Raw genomic sequence first — 22,081 nt, forward strand, 5'->3', positions numbered from 1 at the left:
GCGCCCTGCGTGGCCCGGCGGGCGGCGCTCACCGGACACCCCGCCCCGCGCGCCGGACCGGCTCGTGCCACGCCCGGTCCCCGGGCGGCGCCGCTCCGGCACCCGGCGCACCGGAACGCCCGCCGGAACGCGACGAACCGGACGCGTCGTGCGGGGTGAGGAGCGGGGCGGACGCCTCGTGCGGGGTGAGGAGCGGGGCGGACGCGGCCACGGGTCCCGGCGCGGGCCGGGGGTCCTCGACGTCGTCCGGCGTCAGCAGTTCCGCGATGTCCAGGACGTGGTAGCCGCGCATCGACGGCAGACAGCTGCCCCGCACCGGCCCGATGGCCGCCGACCAGTCCCGGGGGATCGCCGACGCCCCGTGCAGGGCACCGGCCAGCGCCCCCGCGACGGCCGCGGTGGTGTCGGCGTCCCGGCCCATGTTCACGGCCGTGAGCACCGCCTCACGGAAATCGCCGCGCGCCGCCGTCAGGGCTCCGAAGGCGAGGCCGACCGCCTCCGGCGCGAGGTCCGTCCACGGGTAGCCGCCGATCACCACCGCCGAACGCACCGCGCGTTCCGCCGCCAGCCTGTCCGGGTACGGGCGCTGGGCGGCCGAGACCGCGCGGCGCAGCGAGCGGGCCGTCCAGGAATCCATCGGCACGACCGAGAGCGCCGCCGCGATCACGGAGGCGAGCCCCGCTCCCACCATCGCGGCGGCCACCCCCGCCGCCACCGCCTGCCCGCCGTAGATGCCCTCCCCGTCATGGCTGACCCGGCCGTCCACGGCGACCAGCCGCGCGGCCTCGGCGGGCCGCCCCGCGGCGAAGACACCGAACGGCGCCGCCCGCATCGCGAGACCGTCGCTCCACGCGTGCCGGTGCTGGGCCGAGATCGGGGCGGCGAGACCGCGCCGCAGATTCTCCAGGGTGCCGCGCTCGCTGAAGCCCGCTCCGCGGAAGGGGCCCTCGTCCAGGTCGGCGATCCAGTGGTGCCAGGCCCGTTCGACGTGCGAGACCGTGAGCGCCGAACCGTGCCTGGCCAGCAGCAGCCCGGAGAAGATCGCGTACTCCGTGTCGTCGGTCCCCGCCGGGTCGTCGCTGACGAAGCCCTCGATACGGCCCCAGCGGCGGCGGATCTCCGACGGGCGCATGTTCTCCGCCGGGGCGCCGAGCGCGTCACCCACCGCGAGCCCCAGCAACGCCCCCCGGGCCCGGTCCGCCGTACCCGCCGCCGAGCCGTCCGCCATGAGCTCCATCGTGTCGCCCCTTCGCTCCCACCCGGAATCACCGGATGTACGAGGCTTCCCCGAATCAGCGGGAGCGAGGCGCGTATTTCGTACAAATCGGCCGCCCGAGTGATGCGCACGCGGCAGGTAAGTTCGGCCTTCCTTGCTGGCGGGAGGCGTTTTTCGTGCGTACTTTCGAGGGTGCGGAGCGGGGGTGGAACATCGGGATACCGCTCCCGGAGAAGGGGAGAGCTGTGTCCATCATCGAGACCGACGCCGTACTGCACGAGGCCCACCGCGACAACCACACCCACCGTGACGTCAACGGCGGCTGGCTGCGGCCCGCGGTCTTCGGCGCCATGGACGGCCTCGTCTCCAACCTCGCCCTGATGACCGGCGTCGCCGGAGGGGCGGTCTCCCACCAGACCATCGTCATCACGGGCCTGGCCGGACTCGCGGCCGGCGCGTTCTCCATGGCCGCGGGGGAGTACACCTCGGTCGCCTCGCAGCGTGAGCTCGTCGAGGCGGAGCTCGACGTGGAGCGCCGTGAACTGCGCAAGCACCCCAAGGACGAGATGGCGGAGCTCGCCGCGCTGTACGAGTCGCGCGGCGTGGAGCCCGCGCTCGCCCAGGAGGTCGCGCGGCAGCTGTCCAAGGACCCGGAACAGGCCCTGGAGATCCACGCCCGCGAGGAACTCGGCATCGACCCCGGCGACCTGCCCTCGCCTCTCGTCGCCGCCTTCTCCTCTTTCGGCGCCTTCGCGCTCGGCGCCCTGCTCCCCGTGCTGCCCTACCTGCTCGGCGCGACCCAGCTGTGGCCCGCCGTCCTGCTCGCCCTCGCCGGCCTCTTCGGCTGCGGCGCGGTGGTCGCCAGGGTGACGGCGCGGAGCTGGTGGTTCAGCGGACTGCGCCAGCTCGTGCTCGGCGGGGCCGCCGCGGCGATCACCTACGGCCTGGGCGCGCTCTTCGGCGTGGCCGTCGGCTGACGTACTCGCCCGAACCCGGCGGCACACACGGGACTTCCAGGGCGCCGCGCGGTGTTGAACCGGTGTGACGTACGTCTTGGCGCACGTCACTGGGCGGATGGGGTAGGCGCACCTTAAAGTGAGACGCTATGCAGCGCTACACATAAGTAGCCGTTACCCGGCGGTTTCGATTCGATGACCGCTGGGCAAGAGCCGTAGACACCGCGGGCAACGACGCCTGCTCTCTGCGGTCTCCCCGGACAGTGATCCACATGGACGCGTTCGATCATGACCCACCCCCACCACGGCTTCGTGGTGTCCGCATGGTGGAACGGACTATTCGCTTTTTGAGAAGCGTTCCATCATGTAACCTGCACGAAATTTCGCAGAGGGCCAGCGTCGTCCCTCGGCACAGCACATGCCACGACGACGACGGGAGAGCCGATGCGTTCCGACGCCTGGTCGCCCATGGACGGTCGCCCCGCCCAGCAGGGGATGTACGACCCCCGTAACGAGCACGACGCCTGTGGCGTCGGGTTCGTGGCCACTCTGACCGGTGTGGCCAGCCATGAGCTGGTCGAGCAGGCGCTGACCGTACTGCGCAACCTCGAACACCGCGGCGCCACAGGATCCGAGCCCGACTCGGGTGACGGCGCCGGCATCCTCCTTCAGGTCCCGGACGCCTTCCTCCGCGAAGAGGTCTCGTTCGAACTCCCCGAGGCCGGCTCCTACGCCGTCGGCATCGCCTTCCTGCCCGCCGAGGACTCCACCGACGCGGTCAAGCAGATCGAGAAGATCGCCGCCGAGGAGGGCCTCGACGTCCTCGGCTGGCGCCAGGTGCCGGTCACACCGGACATCCTCGGCAACGGCGCCCGCGCCGTCATGCCCGAGTTCCGCCAGCTGATCGTCGCCGACGGGAACAGCACCGGCATCGCGCTGGACCGCAAGGCCTTCGTCCTGCGCAAGCGCGCCGAGCGTGAGGCCGGGGTGTACTTCCCCTCGCTCTCCGCACGCACGATCGTCTACAAGGGCATGCTCACCACCGGGCAGCTGGAGCCGTTCTTCCCGGACCTCTCCGACCGCCGCTTCGCCACCACGGTCGCGCTGGTCCACTCCCGCTTCTCGACCAACACCTTCCCGAGCTGGCCGCTCGCACACCCGTACCGTTTCGTCGCGCACAACGGCGAGATCAACACGGTCAAGGGCAACCGCAACTGGATGAAGGCCCGCGAGTCCCAGCTCGCCTCCAGCCTCTTCGGCGCGGAGAGCCTGGAGCGGATCTTCCCCGTCTGCACGCCGGACGCCTCCGACTCGGCGTCCTTCGACGAGGTCCTGGAGCTGCTCCACCTCGGTGGCCGCTCGCTGCCGCACTCGGTGCTGATGATGGTCCCCGAGGCATGGGAGAACCACGCCTCCATGGACCCGGCCCGCCGCGCCTTCTACCAGTACCACTCCACGATGATGGAGCCCTGGGACGGCCCGGCCTGCGTCACCTTCACCGACGGCACCCAGGTCGGCGCGGTCCTCGACCGCAACGGCCTGCGCCCCGGCCGCTACTGGGTCACCGACGACGGCCTCGTCGTGCTCTCCTCCGAGGTCGGCGTCCTGGACATCGACCCCTCCAAGGTCGTCCGCAAGGGCCGCCTCCAGCCCGGCAAGATGTTCCTCGTCGACACCGCCGAGCACCGCATCATCGAGGACGACGAGATCAAGGCGTCCCTGGCCGCCGAGAACCCGTACGCCGAATGGCTGGAAACCGGCGAGATCGAGCTCGAGGACCTCCCCGAGCGCGAGCACATCGTCCACACCCACGCCTCGGTCACCCGCCGCCAGCAGACCTTCGGCTACACCGAGGAAGAGCTCCGCGTCCTCCTCGCCCCGATGGCCCGCACCGCCGGCGAGCCCCTCGGCTCCATGGGCACCGACTCGCCGATCGCCGCGCTCTCCGAGCGCCCCCGGCTGCTCTTCGACTACTTCACCCAGCTCTTCGCCCAGGTCACCAACCCGCCGCTGGACGCCATCCGCGAGGAGCTCGTCACCTCGCTGCGCTCCACCCTCGGCCCCCAGGGCAACATCCTGGAGCCGACCCCCGCAGCGTGCCGCGCCGTCACGCTGCCCTTCCCGGTGATCGACAACGACGAGCTGGCCAAGCTCATACACATCAACGCCGACGGCGACATGCCGGGCATGAAGGCCGCGACCCTGTCCGGCCTCTACCGCGTCAGCGGCGGCGGCGACGCCCTCGCCGCCCGGATCGAGCAGATCACCACCGAGGTCGACGCCGCCATAGAGGACGGCGCCCGCCTCATCGTCCTGTCCGACCGGCACTCCGACGCCGAGCACGCGCCGATCCCCTCGCTGCTGCTCACCTCGGCCGTCCACCACCACCTCATCCGCACCAAGCAGCGCACCCAGGTGGGCCTGCTGGTCGAGGCCGGGGACGTCCGCGAGGTCCACCACGTCGCGCTGCTCATCGGTTACGGCGCCGCCGCCGTGAACCCCTACCTCGCGATGGAGTCCGTCGAGGACCTCGTCCGCGCCGGTACGTTCATCGAGGGCATCGAGCCCGAGCTGGCCATCCGCAACCTGATCTACGCCCTCGGCAAGGGCGTCCTGAAGGTCATGTCGAAGATGGGCATCTCGACCGTCGCCTCCTACCGCGGCGCCCAGGTCTTCGAGGCCGTCGGCCTCGACGAGGCCTTCGTCGCCACGTACTTCAACGGCACCGCCACCAAGATCGGCGGCGCCGGACTCGACGTCGTCGCCAAGGAGGTCGCCGCCCGCCACGCCAAGGCGTACCCCGCCTCCGGCATCTCCGCCTCGCACCGCGCGCTGGAGATCGGCGGCGAGTACCAGTGGCGCCGTGAGGGTGAGCCCCACCTGTTCGACCCGGAGACGGTCTTCCGCCTCCAGCACGCCACCCGCAACCGCCGGTACGACATCTTCAAGAAGTACACCGGCCGGGTCAACGAGCAGTCCGAGCGCCTCATGACGCTCCGCGGACTCTTCGGCTTCAAGAGCGGCCGCGAACCGATCTCCATCGACGAGGTCGAGTCGGTGTCGGAGATCGTCAAGCGCTTCTCCACCGGCGCCATGTCGTACGGCTCCATCTCCCAGGAGGCGCACGAGACCCTCGCCATCGCCATGAACCAGCTGGGCGGCAAGTCCAACACCGGTGAGGGCGGCGAGGACGCCGAGCGGCTCTACGACCCGGCGCGCCGCTCGTCCATCAAGCAGGTCGCCTCCGGCCGCTTCGGTGTGACCAGCGAGTACCTGGTCAACGCGGACGACATCCAGATCAAGATGGCCCAGGGCGCCAAGCCAGGCGAGGGCGGCCAGCTGCCCGGCCACAAGGTCTACCCGTGGGTCGCCAAGACCCGGCACTCCACCCCGGGTGTCGGCCTGATCTCGCCCCCGCCGCACCACGACATCTACTCCATCGAGGACCTGGCTCAGCTGATCCACGACCTCAAGAACGCCAACCCGGCGGCCCGCGTCCACGTGAAGCTGGTCTCCGAGGTCGGCGTCGGCACGGTCGCGGCCGGCGTCTCCAAGGCCCACGCGGACGTCGTCCTCATCTCCGGCCACGACGGCGGTACGGGCGCCTCCCCGCTCACCTCGCTCAAGCACGCGGGCGGCCCCTGGGAGCTCGGCCTCGCCGAGACCCAGCAGACCCTGCTGCTCAACGGCCTGCGCGACCGCATCGTCGTCCAGACCGACGGCCAGCTCAAGACCGGCCGCGACGTCGTCATCGCCGCCCTGCTGGGCGCCGAGGAGTTCGGTTTCGCGACCGCGCCGCTCGTCGTCTCCGGCTGCGTCATGATGCGCGTCTGTCACCTCGACACCTGCCCGGTCGGCATCGCCACGCAGAACCCCGTCCTGCGTGACCGCTTCTCCGGCAAGGCCGAGTACATCGTCAACTTCTTCGAGTTCATCGCAGAAGAGGTCCGCGAGATCCTCGCCGAGCTCGGCTTCCGCACGATCGAGGAGGCCGTCGGCCACGCCGAACTCCTCGACACCGACCGGGCCGTCACCCACTGGAAGGCCCAGGGCCTCGACCTCGATCCCCTCTTCCACGTGCCCGAGCTCCCCGAGGGCGCGGTGCGCCACTGCGTCAACGAGCAGGACCACGGCCTCGCCAAGGCACTCGACAACGAGCTGATCAAGCTCGCCGCCGACGCCCTGGGCGCCGACAGCGCCGAAGCCGCCCAGCCCGTCCGGGCACAGATCGCGATCCGCAACATCAACCGCACCGTCGGCACGATGCTCGGACACGAGGTCACCAAGAAGTTCGGCGGTGCGGGCCTGCCCGACGACACCATCGACATCACCTTCACCGGGTCCGCAGGCCAGTCCTTCGGCGCCTTCGTGCCGCGCGGTGTGACGCTGCGCCTGGAGGGCGACGCCAACGACTACGTCGGCAAGGGTCTCTCCGGCGGCCGCGTCATCGTCCGCCCCGACCGCGGCGCCGACCACCTCGCCGAGTACTCCACCATCGCCGGCAACACCATCGGCTACGGCGCGACCGGCGGCGAGCTGTTCCTCCGGGGCAGGACCGGCGAGCGCTTCTGCGTCCGCAACTCCGGCGCCACGGTGGTCTCGGAAGGCGTGGGCGACCACGGCTGCGAGTACATGACCGGCGGTCACGCGGTCGTACTCGGCGAGACGGGACGCAACTTCGCCGCAGGCATGTCGGGCGGCATCGCGTACGTCATCGACCTGGACCTCGACAACGTCAACACCGGCAACATCGGCGCCGTCGAGACGCTCGACGACACCGACGAGCAGTGGCTGCACGACGTCGTGCGCCGCCACCAGGAGGAGACCGGATCGACGGTCGCCGAGAAGCTGCTGGCCGACTGGGACTCCGCCGTCGCCCGCTTCAGCAAGATCATCCCGTCCACCTACAAGGCAGTGCTCGCCGCCAAGGACGCCGCTGAGCTCGCCGGTCTCTCCGAGCAGGAGACCACCGAGAAGATGATGGAGGCGGCGACCAATGGCTGACCCCAAGGGCTTCCTGACCACCGGACGCGAGGTCGCCAAGACCCGCCCCGTCGGCGAGCGTGTCAAGGACTGGAACGAGGTCTACGTTCCCGGTTCGCTGCTCCCGATCATCAGCAAGCAGGCCGGCCGCTGCATGGACTGCGGCATCCCGTTCTGCCACAACGGCTGTCCCCTCGGAAACCTCATCCCCGAGTGGAACGACTACGCCTACCGTGAGGACTGGTCGGCGGCGTCGGAGCGCCTGCACGCCACGAACAACTTCCCGGAGTTCACGGGCCGCCTGTGCCCCGCTCCGTGCGAGTCGGCGTGCGTCCTCGGCATCAACCAGCCCGCAGTCACCATCAAGAACGTCGAAGTCAGCATCATCGACAAGGCGTGGGACAGCGGCGACGTCACCCCGCAGCCGCCCGAGCGCCTCTCCGGCAAGACCGTCGCCGTCATCGGCTCGGGCCCGGCAGGTCTCGCCGCGGCCCAGCAGCTGACCAGGGCCGGTCACACCGTCGCCGTCTTCGAGCGCGCGGACCGCATCGGAGGACTCCTCCGCTACGGCATCCCCGAGTTCAAGATGGAGAAGTCGCACATCAACCGCCGCATCGAGCAGATGCGCGCGGAAGGCACCAAGTTCCGTACGGAGGTGGAGATCGGCAAGGACATCGACGCCGCCAAGCTCCGCCGCCGCTACGACGCGGTCGTCATCGCCGCCGGTGCCACCGTCTCCCGCGACCTGCCCGTCCCCGGCCGTGAGCTGAACGGCGTGCACTTCGCGATGGAGTACCTCCCGCTCGCCAACAAGGTGCAGGAGGGCGACCTGACGGTCTCCCCGATCACCGCCGAGGGCAAGCACGTCGTCGTCATCGGCGGCGGCGACACCGGCGCCGACTGCGTCGGCACCGCACACCGTCAGGGCGCGGCCTCCGTCACCCAGCTGGAGATCATGCCCCAGCCGGGCGCGGAGCGTAACGCCAACCAGCCCTGGCCGACCTTCCCGATGCTCTACAAGGTCACCTCCGCGCACGAGGAGGGCGGCGAGCGGATCTACTCCGTCTCCACCACCCACTTCGAGGGCGACGAGGACGGCAACGTCCAGTCCCTGCACCTCATCGAGGTGGAGTTCAAGGACGGCAAGCTGGAGCAGAAGGCCGGCACCGAGCGGGTCATCCCGGCCCAGCTCGTCACCCTGGCCATGGGCTTCACCGGCACCGACCAGGCCAACGGCCTCGTCCAGCAGTTCGGCCTGGAACTCGACGAGCGCGGTAACATCGCCCGCGACGAGCACTACGCGACCAACGTCGACGGCGTCTACGTCGCCGGTGACGCGGGCCGTGGCCAGTCGCTCATCGTCTGGGCCATCGCCGAGGGCCGTTCCGCGGCGCGCGGCGTGGACCGCTTCCTCACCGGGGCCAGCGCACTGCCCGCCCCGATCCGCCCGACGGACCGTTCACTGACGGTCTGATCCACGGCACACAGACGTCCCGTACAACGGCGTACGGAACTGAACGCGGCGCCCGCCTCGTCCCCGACCGGACCTGGGCGGGCGCTGCGGCGTGTCCGGGCCCGCCACGGCCCCGCGGGCTCAGCCCACCAGCGCCAGCGCGCACACGGCGGCCAGGGTGCCCGTCACCGCGAGCACCAGACCCGTCCCCATGAACCGGCCCATCGCGATCCGCGTCCCCTGCCGGCGGCACCGCTCGAACCACAGCAGCGTCGCCAGCGACGCCCACGGAGTGACGAGCGGCCCCACGTTGACGCCGATCAGCAGAGCCAGCAACTGCTGCCGGTTCCCCGCCGGCACGACCGCCTCGCCCGCCAGATACGCCGGCAGGTTGTTCAGGACGTTCGACAGCCCCGCCCCCACCGCCGCCGTCCGCAGCATCCCCACGAACCCGTCGTCCGTGCCCAGCAGCGACTCCAGCCGCTCGTGCAGCCCGTGCGCGTCGATCGCCTCGACCACCAGGAACATCCCCGGGACCAGGACCAGCAGCCGCCACGGCACCAGCGACAGCCGCAGCTCCTGTCTGCGCCGCACGGCGAACGCCACCACGACCACCGCCATCGCCGTCAGCGAAGCCGACCAGAGCGGAACGTCCGCGAGCAGGATCGCCAGCAGGAATCCCGCGCACGCCACCGCGCAGATCCGCAGCAGGACCGGATCCCCGGCCACCGGCGCGTCCGGGGACACGTACCGGTCGGCGCCCCGCCGGCCACGCCGCCAGTAGAAGACCCACAGGCACGCCGCCGTCACGGCGATCGCCGCGAGCTGGGGCAGCCACATCACCGCGGCGAGACCGGACGGCGAGAGCGCCACCCGGTCCGCCGCCAGGAGATTGGTCAGATTCGAGACGGGCAGCAGCAGACTCGCGGTGTTGGCGAGCCAGACCGTCGTCATCGCCAGCGGCACCGCGGCGATCCCCACCCGGCCGGCCAGCGTCAGCATGACCGGGGTGAGCAGCACCGCCGTGGTGTCCAGGTTCAGCGTGATCGTGGTGAGCGAGGCGAACAGCACACAGAGGCCGAAGAGCAGCGGATACCGCCCCCGCCCCGCGCGCGCCACCCAGGCCGCCACCACGTCGAAGACCTGCGCACGGCCCGTCAGTTCGGCCATCACGATCACGGTGCCGAGGAACACCAGAAGCGGCCCGACGCGCCGCATCTCCGCAGCGGCGGGCCCCGGGGGCAGCAGCCCGGTCACCACCGCGAGCAGCCCCAGGACCAGCAGGGCGCCGGCCAGCCAGTCGAGCGGGTGCAGCCGCCTGAGAAGGCCGCGCGGGCCCTCACCGCCGCCGGACCCGGGTTCCCCCACCGAGAGATCTCCTGCCATGGGGTGATGATCCCAGAAGGCGTACGTACGCCGTGGACCGGCGAGTTCGCCGTCAGACCCCCCTCGCCGGGAGCGGGACGGGCGGTGGGGGAGGACCGTGGGATACGGGACCTCAGCCGTCGGACAGGGCACGTCCCAGCAGGGGCAGCAGGCGGTCCCAGTGGCGCCGCAGCGCGGCCGGGTCGAAGGCGTCCGTGTCGGACATGGTGAAGCCGTGCACGGTGCCGGGGTAGACCTCGGAGGTGTGGTCGACGCCCGCCTTCTCCAGGGCCCGGTCGAGCTCGTCCAGGGACTCCGGCGTCATGTCGCCCTCGGCGTGGCCGAAGTGGACCTGGGCGGTCAGCCCCGCGAGGCCGCCCGGCCCGTCGGCGCCCACGGGCCCGTGGAACGCGGCGACGGCGGCCACCCGGCCGGGGTGCGCCGCGGCGGTGCGGACCGCGAGGAGCCCGCCGATGCAGTAGCCGGTCACCCCGACCGGTCCGGAACTCACCTCGGGCCGGCCGGTGAGGAAATCGAGGTAGGCGGCGGCATCGCTCAGGGTGCGCTGCGCCGTGTGCGCCTCGATCAGGGGCATCAGCCGGGCGAAGACCGTCTGCCTGGCCTCCTGACCGATGTGCTCGGGAAGCTCGATCACCGGTGCCGGGCCGTGACGGTAGAAGAGGTTGGGGACGAGCACGTGATAGCCGTGCCCCGCCAGCTCGCGGGCCATGGCCCGCAGCACGGGGCGAACCCCGAAGCCGTCCGGGTACATCAGTACCCCCGGGTGCCGCTCACCGTCGTCGGGAAAGGCGGCGAAGGCGTCGGCCCGGCCGTCCGCGGTGGGAACGTGCAGTGTCCGTGTCCGGGTGCGCATGAGATCTCCTGTCGTGGTCGACGTGCTGGACTGCGGTCAGCACGACAGGAGGCGGAGCCCGCGCGGCAGCACCGAACCCTCGGTCCCGGTCCGGGCCCGCGCAGGCCCGTACGGCGCTCAGGGGAGAGCCGGGTCACCGATCCGTGTGTGGCGCAAGGCCGTCCCGGTAGTCATCGCGCCAACGTAGTCCACCGGGCAGGGCCCGTGCCACTCTCCCCAACTGCCGCCGGAAGCGCGGGCCTTGTTCAGGCCGCACCCGTAAGGGACGCCGTCCGTACGGCGACCACGACGGCCAGCAGCACGACCAGGACCGCACCACCGGCCAGCTGGGCCGCGGACGTCCGGAGCTTCGCCGGGGCGTACGCCAGTCCGTACGTCACCAGGCCACCGGTCAGCAGCCCGCCGAGGTGGCCCTCCCACGAGGTGAACGCGGCGGAGATCACCATCCACAGCAGGAACCCGGCCAGGAAGCGGTTGACCGCCCGCATGTCACGGCCCAGACGGCGGTTGATGACGTAGAAGGACGCCGCCAGACCGAAGACGGCCCCCGAGGCGCCGACCGCTGTCGTCTCCGGCGACACCAGGTACACCAGCACCGAACCGCCCACCGCGGACAGCAGATACAGCGCCAGATACCGCGCCCGGCCGAGCTGGCCCTCCACGACCCTGCCCAGATTCCACAGCGCCAGCATGTTGAAGACGAGGTGCATCACACCGAACGACGAGTCGGGCGGCAGATGCAGGAAGGCCCCCGTCACCAGCCGGTACCACTCCCCGTCCGCCACCCCCGTCAGCTCGAAACCGGGGTAGGTCCCGCCCTCGTAGTAGTACTGCCCGCCCGCCGGGTCCACCAGCACCGCTCCGAGCATCCCGAACCGGTCCACCGTGTCGGCGCGGACCACCTCGACGACGTACGCGACGACGTTCAGCGCCATCAGCACATACGTGACCAGGGGAGTGGTGGCCGTGGGCATCGCACCGCCGAAGAGTGAGCGGGCCTGGCGCACCGAGCGCTGCCCCTCCTTCACGCACTCCACGCAGTGGTGGCCGACGGCGGCCTCACGCATGCAGTCGGGGCAGATGTAGCGGTCGCAGCGGGTGCAGCGCACATACGTCTCGTACGACGGGTGGCGGTAACACGTGGTGGCGGCGGCCTCCATGGCCGGCTCCTTCACTCGTGGACGGGCAGGAGGGGCGGCCGCTGCGGCGGCGGCAGCTCAACATAGCGAACCGCCCCGCGAAGCGGCACACCTGGGGCCGGGCCGGTGTCCTACGCTCTGAACTCCCGTCACCGCAAGGGCGCGAGCCCGCACACGGATCGGAGCCGGCATGACCGGATCACCCACGCCCGCAGGCCCGGCCATCAGTCTGCGCAAGGTCCAGGAGCAGGCGCCGGCGCTCGCGGGCCCCTACCGGAGCGCGCAGATCTCCCTGGAGAAACACGGGTTGAGCGGCGAGCGGGCCGCCGTCCACCTGGTGCTCGACTTCTCCGGCTCGATGAGGGACTACTACAAGGACGGCAGCGTCCAGGCCCTCGCCGACCGGGTGCTCGGTCTCTCGGCCCATCTGGACGACGACGGGCGGGTACCCGTCGTCTTCTTCTCCACGGACATCGACGCCGTCACCGACATAGCCCTCGACAACCACCACGGCCGCATCGACGCGATCGTGGCCGGCCTCGGGCACATGGGCAGGACCAGCTACCACCTGGCCATGGACGCCGTCATCGACCACCACCTCGACAGCGGCTCGACCGCACCCGCCCTCGTCGTCTTCCAGACGGACGGCGGCCCGAGCAGCAAACTCGCTGCGGAACGCCACCTCTGCAAGGCGGCGAAGCTGCCGCTGTTCTGGCAGTTCATCGGCTTCGGCGACAAGCGCAGCTCGCAGTTCGACTTCCTGCGCAGACTCGACGAACTGGCCGTACCGGAGAAACGCCCGATCGACAACGCCGGCTTCTTCCACGCGGGACCCGACCCCCGGGCCGTCCCGGACTCAGAGCTCTACGACCGGCTGGTCGGTGAGTTCACGCACTGGCTGGCGTCCGCCCGCGCCCAGGGGATCGCCGGATGAGCCCGCTCCGGGGGCGTGGCGGCCCGCCGCGGTGACAGGGGGGTTCGGCGACCCATCACCGTGACCCGGGTGCGGGACCGCCCCGCGGGGCGCGGGCACCAGGACACGGGACGATTCCCCGCGCCGATCCCAGGACACGCGACAAATCCCGACAGCAGATGTCCTGATCAAGGGGTTCGATGGCACCCATGACATCGAGCACCACACCCAGCACCTGGCAGGACTTCCGCGCGGCGGAGCCGGCCCTCGCCGACACCGTGCAGAAGCGGTTCCAGCTGTACAAGCACCACGTCCTCGCGACCCTGCGCAAGGACGGCTCGCCCCGGGTCACCGGCCTGGAGGTCGAGTTCCGTATGGACACCCTGTGGTTCGGCATGATGCCGAACTCCCGCAAGGCACTCGATCTGCGACGCGACCCCCGCTTCGCGATCCAGGCCAATCCAGGCCCGGACGCCGAGATGGCCGACGGGGACATCCGCGTCTCCGGCCTGGCGGTGGAGGTCACCGACCCCGCCGTACGCGCCCGTTTCGTCGAGGAGGTGACCCCGCCCGAGCCCTTCCTCCTCTTCCGCGCGGACCCCGCCGAGGTCGTCCGCACCGGGCTCGACGGCGACGACATCGTCCTGCAGGTGTGGCGCCCCGGACGGCCGCTGCGCACCCTGCGCAGGAGGGGCGACGAAAGCCCGGTCCGCGAGTCGTGACGCCCTGACCTGCGGCCACGCGGTTCCGGCGGCCCACGGCCGGGCGGACAATGGGGGAGTGCCTACCAAGAAGAAGCCCACGACGGCCTCGCGGCCGGGGCGTCGCCCCGACCTGCTGGCCGTCGCCGCAGAGGTCTTCGCCGCGCAGGGGTACGACGCCACCACCATGCGCGGGATCGCGGACGAGGCGGGGATGCTCGCCGGCAGCCTCTACCACCACTTCGATTCGAAGGAATCGATGGTGGACGAGATCCTCTCCACCTTCCTGGCCGGGCTCCGGACCGCGTACGACACCGTGCTCGGCTCCGGCCTCGGCCCGAGGGAGACGCTCGAAGCCCTGGTGGCCGAGTCCTTCCGCCAGATCGGGCGGAACCCCGCTGCCGCCGCCATCTACCGGACCGAGGCGGCCCACCTCGCCGCCCGGCCCCGCTTCCGGTACCTCGCGGAAGTGCAGCCGGTGCTCGAGGACGCCTGGCACCGCACGCTGGAGCGCGGAGCCGCCGACCGGACGCTGAGCGCCGGCCCCGACCTCAGGCTCACCGCCCGCTTCATCGGTGACGCGGTCTGGGGCGCGGCCTCCTGGTACCGGCCGGACGGCGGGCACGGCCCCGCCGACCTCGCCCGCGCGTACCTCGCCCTGCTGCTGGACGGCCTCGCTCCGCGCGCCTGACGCTTTCCGGCGCGCGGGGGTCCTCGCGTCCGGGCCCCGCGGGTCCTCCCGGCCCGGGGGCACCCGTACGGCGTAACCCGCGGGGCGGATCCGGGTGCCGTCATGGAGCGGATCAGGCCGGGCCCCGCTGCCTCACGCGCGCGGTGGCGCGGGCGCGCGTGTGGCATTCAGGTGAACCGTGCGTGCGCCGCACCGCTGCCCGCCGACGTCCGGAACGCTCGCTTCCGTCGCCCGGCGAAACCCCGGAGACCCATGGGGGAACTGCGCGGGGGGCATGCGGGAACGCGAGGGGAACCCACCGTGAACAGCCCCCGCCACCGACCACGCGGGCGGAAATCTCCGGCGCGCCGGTACGGAGTGATCTGCCGCTCCGCGAAGGAACGTGCTACGGTTGCCCAGTTGCAGTTTTGGTACCCATGAACTTTATGTGCGCCTGACGGGAACCCTCCATCAGGCGCTTTATTGTTTTCCGGCTTTCTCCGGATGGGGCTCAATGCGGCGACTTGGAATTCGTAAAGTGCGGATTTCCGGCACTGCACCTCTTTTAGGAGAATGACATGGCTACTGGAACCGTGAAGTGGTTCAACTCGGAAAAGGGCTTCGGCTTCATCGAGCAGGACGGCGGCGGCGCCGACGTCTTCGCCCACTACTCCAACATCGCCACCCAGGGCTTCCGTGAGCTCCAGGAGGGCCAGAAGGTCTCCTTCGACGTCACGCAGGGCCAGAAGGGCCCGCAGGCGGAGAACATCGTCCCGGCCTAATCTCCGGACGCGTACCTCGCAACCGGGGCCCGCACCGTCAAGGTGCGGGCCCCGGTTTGTGCTGTTTCCGGCTCGTCCGGCTCCCGTCGGCCTTTCCGCCGGGACACCTGCTCTGTGCATGCATCCTGGGGCGCACATCGAGCAGTCCGCAGCAGGCGGCAGACAACACCAAGCAATCCCAGGAATCCCCCAGGAGGGCAATTCCGTATGACCCGCTCCGAACGCCAGGACCGACCGACCCGCAACCGCCCGACCGGAGGGCGCGGAACGGACCGGCCGCAGGCGAACACCCGTGGAGCCGGCAGGGCACCCGCCCGCCGTAGGCCCGCGCCCGCGCAGGGCGGCGAATTCGCCCTGCCCGAGACCCTGACCCCCGCGCTGCCCGCCGTCGAGGCGTTCGCCGAGCTGGACATGCCCGCCGCGCTCCTGAAGACCCTCGCGGCCCAGGGCGTGACCGACCCCTTCCCCATCCAGGGCGCCACCCTGCCGAACTCGCTGGCCGGCCGGGACATCCTCGGCCGTGGCCGCACCGGCTCCGGCAAGACCCTGGCCTTCGGCCTGGCGCTGCTCGCCCGCACCGCGGGTCGCCGCTCCGAGCCGCACGCCCCGCTGGCGCTCGTCCTCGTCCCCACCCGTGAGCTCGCCCAGCAGGTCACCGACGCGCTGACCCCCTACGCCACCGCCGTGAACCTGCGCGTCGCCACCGTCGTCGGCGGCATGTCGATCGGCAGGCAGTCCGGCGCACTCCGCCGTGGCGCCGAGGTGCTCGTCGCCACCCCCGGCCGGCTGAAGGACCTCATCGAGCGCGGCGACTGCCGCCTCGACCAGGTCGCGATCACCGTCCTCGACGAGGCCGACCAGATGGCCGACATGGGCTTCATGCCGCAGGTCGTCGCGCTGCTCAAGCAGGTCGAGCCCGACGGGCAGCGGATGCTGTTCTCCGCCACCCTCGACAAGAACATCGACCGGCTGGTCAAGATGTTCCTCACCGACCCGGTCGTGCACTCGGTCGACCCGTCCGCCGGCGCCGTCACCACCATGGAGCACCACGTGCTCCACGTGGCCGACGAGACCGACAAGAAGGCCGTCGCCACCCGGATCGCCGCCCGCGACGGCCGGGTGATCATGTTCGTGGACACCAAGCGTGCCGCCGACCGCTTCGCCAAGCGCCTCCTCGCCAGCGGCGTGCGGGCAGCGGCCCTGCACGGCGGCCGGTCCCAGCCGCAGCGCAACCGCACGCTGGACCAGTTCAAGAACGGCGAGGTCACCGCGCTCGTCGCGACGAACGTCGCGGCCCGCGGCATCCACATCGACGACCTCGACCTGGTCGTCAACGTGGACCCGCCGACCGACCACAAGGACTACCTCCACCGCGGCGGGCGCACGGCGCGCGCCGGGGAGTCCGGCAGCGTCGTGACGCTCGTGCTGCCCGACGAGAAGCGCGACATGACCCGCCTGATGCAGGACGCGGGAATCGCGCCGCGCACCACCCGGATCAAGTCCAGCGACGAGGAGCTCAGCAAGATCACGGGAGCCCGTGAGCCGTCCGGAATCGCGGTCGTCATAGAGGTGCCGCAGCCCACACAGCCCAAGCCCCGTACGCGCGGCACGGGCAACGGCTCCGGCGCGGGCACCGGCGGGTCCTTCCGCTCCGGCAGCCGCGGCCGTGGACGTCTCGGCGGTACGGGCGCGGGCTCGGCCGCCGCTCCGGGCACCGGCGCGACCCGCGGCGGCGCCGGCGGCGGCACACGTGGCGGTGCCGGCGGCGGTGCGGCGCGCGGCGGCGCGGGCGCTTCAGGCCGTGCGGCCGGGGCCGGCCGCGCCGGCGGCACCGGGCGCGGCAGCGCGCCCGGGCGTGGCCGCCGGGCCGCTTAGGGCCTCTCGTCCGGATCACGCAGGGCTCGCCGAGCCCGCCCGATCCGTACGAAAAACCTGGTCCCGGGGTGTGGTGACGGCCCTCGCCCGTCACCACACCCGGCGCCCGCACCGCCGAGCCGGCCTCATGGGCCGGCCCGGCGGTGCGGGCGCCTACGCGTATCCGCCGGGGCCCGCGCCCCCGTCGTCGCCCGGCCCCTCCCCGTACATGCCCAGCGCCCGCGCCGCCGCCTCGGCCACCATCGGCGCCCCGGCCCGGGCGAGCTCACGCAGCAGCGGCGCCGCCCGCTCGGCGAACGGCCTGGGGCCCGCGCGGAACCCGAGCCGCGCCAGCACGTCCACCCCGAACACCTGCCGCAGCGGATCCTCGCTCGCCGTCCAGGCCGCGGCAGCCTGGAACGTCTCCTCGTCGCCGCGCTGCCCCAGCGTCCCCACCGCCACCAGCCAGTTGTCGATCCCCGGCCCGCCGCCCCGCAACGCCCTGACCGCCAGCTCCTCGAACGGCGCCCTCAGCCCCAGCGCGTCCTCCAGGAGCGTCGCGATCGCCCCGTGCCCCGTCTGCCGGTCCTGGGACGCGAACGGCACGCCGTCCCGCAACAGTTCGACCGTGACGGTCACCCCGCCGTCCTGCGGCGCCCGGCGCACCTCGTACGCGTGCCCCTCGTCCCCGTACAGGCTCCGCAGCGCGCTCCGCAGCTCCTGCTCCACGTCCGACGCCAGCACACGCCGGGCCTCCTCCAAGGCGGGTGCCAGGCCGCCGGCACCGTGCCGGAGCAGAGCCCGCACGGTGTGCACCGACCCCCTCCGCGCCGCGACCAGCAGCGGGACCTCACCGTGCGGGCCCGGCAGGTCCGGGTCCGCACCATGGGCGAGGAGGATCTCCACCACCCGCGCATGACCGAGGCCCGCCGCCCAGCGCAGCGCCGTGAAGCCGAACTCCTCGCTCAGATCAGGCTCGGCACCCGCCGCCAGCAGCGCCTCGACCACCTCGGCGTGACCACCGCAGGCCGCCCCGCACAACGGCAGGTCGCCCTGCTCCGGCCCGCTCGCCCGGTTCGGGTCCGCACCCGCCGCCAGCAGCAGCCGCACCGCTCCGGGAAGGTCCTGCACGGACGCCAGATACAGCGCGGTGGTCCCCTCGGCGTCGGCCGACTCCGCACAGACGCCCGTACGCAGCGCCCCGACGACGGCATTCTCACCGTCGTACAACGCCTCGAAGAGGCTGTCGGCATCACCGACCGGACGATTCGTCATACACCGACCCTACGGCCACCCGTCCGCGAACCTCCTCAGGTGTCGCACTCCAGGACCGTGCGGCACAGCCCGCACCGGGCCCGCGTTCTGCCGCGGACCGGGACCCGGACGCGCTGGTGACAGACGGGACACGTGAAGGAGACCCGCAACCCCTCCGCCCCGTTCTCGAAGGCGTACGGAAGGGACGGGTCCTGGCCCGCGCCCGTGTGGTCCCTGGCCAGCCGACGGTCCTTGGCGTAGCGGCGCCGGCCCGCCCATCCCGCGGCGGTCAGCGGCGGCCGCTGCAGATCGCGCAACGCCTCCGCCCGGCCCCTGGTGTACGCCGTGTACGCCTGAGGGCTGGTGAACCAGACGGACGGGTCCTCCCCGAACACCATCGCGCGCTTGGCGAGCACGTAGCCGAACTCCTCGGGGGTGAGGTAGCCGAGCTTCTGGCTGGAGACCGCGTCCTGACGGAAGGCGTCGAGCAGGAGCCAGCCCGCCCCGAGGTAGGCCGTCACCGTGTCGGTGAGGATCTCGTTCTCACGGGTGCCGGGGAGCTCCAACCCCAGCCGGTGCAGCAGTACATGGGTGACCTCGTGCGCGAGCGCGGCCCCGATGTCCCGCCGGTGCGTACGGAAGCGGTCGTTGAGCTCGACGAAGTACTCGGGCCCGGCCGTGAGCTCGACACTCGCGGCGTGCTCCATCCGCCGGAAGCCGACGACGACACGCGCCTGCGGCAGCCGCAGATGCCGCACCAGCGCGCCCGCCACCCGCTGCGCGCCCGGATACAGGTCGTCCACGTCGGAGAAGGCGACCTCCGCGGGGGACAGGCTCGCGGCGTAGGAGCGCACGCCCTCGGGGGAGAGGCGCCGGTACAGCGCCGTGATCGCGGACCGTACGGCGTCGAGATGCGGGAAACCGCGGACCACCGGCCCGCCCCCGCCACTTCCCTCGCTCACGTCCGACCCCCTCCGGCAGCCCTCGACGGACCTTCACTGTAGGCCGGGTCACCGGCACCGCGCGTGGACGGTGCCGGTACGGGGGCGCCGCCGGCGGCCGACCCTCAGCCCGGCTCAGCCCAGCTCCTCCCCAGGGGCGCCGTCCCCGACGGGCGCACCCGGGCCCAGCTCCACGAACAGCTCGCCCGCCGCCTCCAGCTCCAACACCCACACCTCGTTGGTTCCCTCACGGAGCACCGGCCCCGGCACGTACAGCGGACGCCGGTGCCCCACCGACCAGTAGCGGCCCAGGCAGAATCCGTTCACCCACACGAACCCCCGGGTCCAGCCCGGCAGTTCCAGACCCGCATGCCCCGTCCCCGCCACGTCCGCCACCTCGAAGGACCCCCGGAACAGGCCCGCCGGCCCCACCTCCCCGGCATCCTCGAACACCACCCGGTCCACCGCCCCCGGCACCTCGAACGCGTCCAGACGCAGCGCCCGCGCCCGCACCCCGTGCAGGAACTGCCGCTCGTGCAGCACCCCGCCCGTGACGCCCTTCGGCTCACCCAGCCGCGGACCGTAATTGACCCGGCCCAGCGACTCCACCCACAACTCCACCTCGGCGGGCCCCGCGACCGGCTCCTCCAGCGTGTGGTCCTCCTCCGTGAGCACCCCCGCACGCACCCCGTCCACATACACCACAGCCCGGTCCCGCAGCCCCGAGACACCCAGCGGATACGCCTGCCGCGGCCCCGGCACACCCACCCGGTAACGCACCACACCACGATCCACACCCAGGTCCTCGAAGGTGGGCGGCACCCCCGACTCCGCCGTCTCCGGATCGCCCAGCGCCTCCAGCACGTCCCCCGGCGACGCACCCCGCGTCAACTCCACCCGCACCCGTCCACGCAGCCCCACCGGCTCCGCCGGCAGCTCCGGCAGCGGGCCCTCCCCGTACTCGGCCAGCACCTCACGGAACAGCCAGAACTTCTCCGTGGCCCGCCCGTACTCGTCGACCGGCGCACCGTAGTCGTACGACGTCACCGTCGGCAGCAACGCCCCGTCCTGCAGCGGACCCGAACGGTTCGCCCCCGACCACCCGGCGAAATTCGTCCCCCCGTGCGCCATGTACACATTCACCGACGCACCGCACTCCAGGATCTCCCGCAGCTCCGCCGCCGCCCCCGCGGGATCCCGCACCACCCGCTCACCACCCCAGTGCTCGAACCAGCCGCACCAGAACTCCATGCACATCAAAGGACCATGCGCCCTGTGCCGGCGCAGCACCCCGAACGCCTCCCGCGCCCCCGAACCGAAATTCGCCGTGGCCGGCAGGCCCGGAACCGAACCCCCCGTCAGCATGTGGTCCTCCGGACCGTCCGACGTGAACAGCGGCACCGTCACCCCGCACCGCCGCAACAGGTCCGCCAGCTCCTCCAGATGGACCCCGTCCGAGCCGTAACTCCCGTACTCGTTCTCCACCTGCACCATGAGCACCGGCCCGCCCCCCGTGACCTGCCGGTCCACCACCTGCGGCAGCAGCTCCCCGAACCACCGCCCCACCGCCGCCCCGTACCCCGCGTCCCTCGTCCGCACCCGCCGCCCGAACCGCCCCGTCACCCACGCGGGCAGCCCGCCGTTCTCCCACTCGGCACAGATGTACGGCCCCGGGCGCACGATCGCCCACAGCCCCGCCCGGTGCGCCGCGTCCAGGAAACGGCCCAGCGCCCCCACATCCCGGAACTCACCCGGCCTCGGCTCGTGCAGATTCCACGGCACATACGTCTCCACACAGTTCAGCCCCATCGCCCGCAGCATCGACAACCGGTGCCCCCACTGCGCCTCGTGCACCCGGAAGTAGTGCAAAGCCCCCGACAGCAGCCGCACCGGCCGCCCGTCGAGCAGGAAGTGGTCGTCCTCCACGCGGAAGTCAGTCATCGTGCTCGTACGCTCCTGAGTGCGAGATCCCCTACCGGCCCTCAGCATCACCCCCGGGCACACCCCGGTCCATGGAGAAAGATCGCCGACAGTTGGACGCAACGCCCCACGAGGAGGCGAAGCCGGTGCACCACACCTGGATGCGCTTCTTCACCCCCAGCCCCCGCCACCACCGCCTCGGCCTCGCCTGCCTCGGCGTCGGCCTCCAGCACGGCGCCCTGCCCACCGTCGGCCCCCGCACCCTCGACCACCACACAGCCGTCCTCGTCAACACCGGCAGCGGCTGGATCACCACCGGTGACGGCCGCCGCACCGCCGTCACCGCACCCAGCCTCATCTGGCTCACCCCCGGCACCCCCCACCACTACGGCGCCGACCCCACCGGCTGGGACGAGAGCTTCGTCGACTTCACGGGCCCCGCCACCGCCACCTACACCGAACTCGGCTACATCGAACCCGACCGCCCCCTCGTCCCCCTCACCGACACCGCGGGCCCCCGCGCCGCCATCAGCCGCATCGTCCGCGCCGCACGCCACGACAACCCCCTCCTCGAAGTCGAAGCAGGCGCCGCACTCCACGAACTCCTCGTCGCCCTGCGCCGCGCACGCGCCGACACCGGGCCCGACGGCACACCCGTACTCCAGGCCCTCGCCCGAGACGCCCTCCAGCCCCTCACCGTCGCCGAACACGCCGCACGCCACGGCATGACCCCCGCCGAACTTCGCGCCGCCGTGAAACGCGCCACCGGACACACCCCCAAGGACTACCTGCTGAACATCCGGCTCAGCCACGCCAAGGAACTGCTCGCCGCCACCGACCTGCCGGTCGCCGCCGTCGCCCGCCGCGTCGGCTACGACGACCCCGCCTACTTCTCCCGCCTCTTCGCCCGCCGCGTCGGCACCCCGCCCGTACGCTTCCGCGACCGCCAGGGACGCAGCACCCCCGACGGCCGGCCCGACCCGGCCCCCTGACCACGCGCCCCGGCACCCCCGCGCCCCCGCCTCTGACCACGCGCCGCCCCCGCCGGCCTCGCACCCCC

Annotated in this window: 16 protein-coding genes; 9 read left to right on the forward strand and 7 right to left on the reverse strand. The window is 72.1% G+C overall.

The window, feature by feature from the left end; genetic code table 11:
- Window positions 1–28 precede the first annotated feature (28 nt).
- The gene (locus ABZY45_RS04765; RefSeq protein WP_356736089.1) at window positions 29–1,237 is read right to left on the reverse strand and encodes an ADP-ribosylglycohydrolase family protein; all 1,209 of its coding nucleotides are present in this window, start codon (window positions 1,235–1,237) and stop codon (window positions 29–31) included.
- 224 nt (window positions 1,238–1,461) lie between these two features.
- Here ABZY45_RS04765 and ABZY45_RS04770 point away from each other — a divergent pair, with 224 nt between their 5' ends.
- The 3 genes from ABZY45_RS04770 to ABZY45_RS04780 all read left to right on the forward strand — a co-directional run bounded on the left by ABZY45_RS04770 (window position 1,462) and on the right by ABZY45_RS04780 (window position 8,629).
- Window positions 1,462–2,193, forward strand: a complete 732-nt coding sequence (locus ABZY45_RS04770; RefSeq protein WP_356736091.1) for a VIT1/CCC1 transporter family protein — start codon at window positions 1,462–1,464, stop codon at window positions 2,191–2,193.
- Window positions 2,194–2,616: 423 nt separating this feature from the next.
- Entirely contained in the window at window positions 2,617–7,176 is a 4,560-nt protein-coding gene (gltB, locus tag ABZY45_RS04775; RefSeq protein ID WP_356736093.1) for a glutamate synthase large subunit, read from the forward strand.
- The gene (locus tag ABZY45_RS04780) at window positions 7,169–8,629 is read left to right on the forward strand and encodes a glutamate synthase subunit beta (RefSeq protein WP_356736095.1); all 1,461 of its coding nucleotides are present in this window, start codon (window positions 7,169–7,171) and stop codon (window positions 8,627–8,629) included. The genes gltB and ABZY45_RS04780 overlap by 8 nt, the downstream gene beginning before the upstream one ends.
- Window positions 8,630–8,749: 120 nt before the next feature.
- Here ABZY45_RS04780 and ABZY45_RS04785 read toward each other — a convergent pair whose 3' ends face one another.
- The 3 genes from ABZY45_RS04785 to ABZY45_RS04795 form a co-directional block, all read right to left on the reverse strand.
- Entirely contained in the window at window positions 8,750–9,994 is a 1,245-nt protein-coding gene (locus ABZY45_RS04785) for an SLC13 family permease (RefSeq protein ID WP_356736097.1), read from the reverse strand.
- 112 nt (window positions 9,995–10,106) lie between these two features.
- A complete protein-coding gene (locus ABZY45_RS04790; RefSeq protein WP_356736099.1) occupies window positions 10,107–10,847 on the reverse strand; it encodes a dienelactone hydrolase family protein in 741 nt (246 codons plus the stop codon).
- A gap of 245 nt (window positions 10,848–11,092) precedes the next feature.
- The gene (locus tag ABZY45_RS04795; RefSeq protein ID WP_356736101.1) at window positions 11,093–12,007 is read right to left on the reverse strand and encodes a rhomboid family intramembrane serine protease; all 915 of its coding nucleotides are present in this window, start codon (window positions 12,005–12,007) and stop codon (window positions 11,093–11,095) included.
- Between the two features lie 169 nt (window positions 12,008–12,176).
- Between ABZY45_RS04795 and ABZY45_RS04800 the strand changes: the two genes are divergently transcribed.
- From ABZY45_RS04800 to ABZY45_RS04820, 5 genes are all read left to right on the forward strand, one after another.
- Window positions 12,177–12,920, forward strand: a complete 744-nt coding sequence (locus tag ABZY45_RS04800) for a VWA domain-containing protein (protein ID WP_356736103.1) — start codon at window positions 12,177–12,179, stop codon at window positions 12,918–12,920.
- Between the two features lie 179 nt (window positions 12,921–13,099).
- A complete protein-coding gene (locus ABZY45_RS04805; RefSeq protein ID WP_356736105.1) occupies window positions 13,100–13,621 on the forward strand; it encodes a pyridoxamine 5'-phosphate oxidase family protein in 522 nt (173 codons plus the stop codon).
- Window positions 13,622–13,679: 58 nt separating this feature from the next.
- Window positions 13,680–14,291 (forward strand): TetR/AcrR family transcriptional regulator, encoded by a 612-nt coding sequence (locus ABZY45_RS04810; protein ID WP_356736107.1) that lies wholly within the window; start codon window positions 13,680–13,682, stop codon window positions 14,289–14,291.
- A 557-nt stretch (window positions 14,292–14,848) separates the two neighbouring features.
- Window positions 14,849–15,052, forward strand: coding sequence for a cold-shock protein (locus tag ABZY45_RS04815; RefSeq protein ID WP_015607926.1), 204 nt, complete (start codon window positions 14,849–14,851; stop codon window positions 15,050–15,052).
- A gap of 207 nt (window positions 15,053–15,259) precedes the next feature.
- Window positions 15,260–16,927: a DEAD/DEAH box helicase gene (locus tag ABZY45_RS04820; RefSeq protein ID WP_356736109.1), complete on the forward strand. Its 1,668-nt coding sequence runs from the start codon at window positions 15,260–15,262 to the stop codon at window positions 16,925–16,927.
- Between the two features lie 153 nt (window positions 16,928–17,080).
- Here ABZY45_RS04820 and ABZY45_RS04825 read toward each other — a convergent pair whose 3' ends face one another.
- From ABZY45_RS04825 to ABZY45_RS04835, 3 genes are all read right to left on the reverse strand, one after another.
- Window positions 17,081–18,181 carry an ankyrin repeat domain-containing protein gene (locus tag ABZY45_RS04825; protein WP_356736111.1) on the reverse strand — a complete coding sequence of 367 codons (1,101 nt, stop codon included), beginning with the start codon at window positions 18,179–18,181 and terminating at the stop codon, window positions 17,081–17,083.
- 35 nt (window positions 18,182–18,216) lie between these two features.
- Complete coding sequence (locus ABZY45_RS04830) at window positions 18,217–19,122, reverse strand: hypothetical protein (protein WP_356736113.1); 906 nt, start codon at window positions 19,120–19,122, stop codon at window positions 18,217–18,219.
- Window positions 19,123–19,236: 114 nt separating this feature from the next.
- Window positions 19,237–21,042, reverse strand: coding sequence for a beta-galactosidase family protein (locus ABZY45_RS04835; protein WP_356736115.1), 1,806 nt, complete (start codon window positions 21,040–21,042; stop codon window positions 19,237–19,239).
- A gap of 125 nt (window positions 21,043–21,167) precedes the next feature.
- Between ABZY45_RS04835 and ABZY45_RS04840 the strand changes: the two genes are divergently transcribed.
- Window positions 21,168–22,013, forward strand: coding sequence for an AraC family transcriptional regulator (locus ABZY45_RS04840; protein ID WP_356736597.1), 846 nt, complete (start codon window positions 21,168–21,170; stop codon window positions 22,011–22,013).
- Window positions 22,014–22,081: the final 68 nt, after the last annotated feature.

Origin of the sequence: Streptomyces sp. NPDC006516 (assembly GCF_040611875.1) — a bacterium.
Lineage (GTDB): Bacteria > Actinomycetota > Actinomycetes > Streptomycetales > Streptomycetaceae > Streptomyces.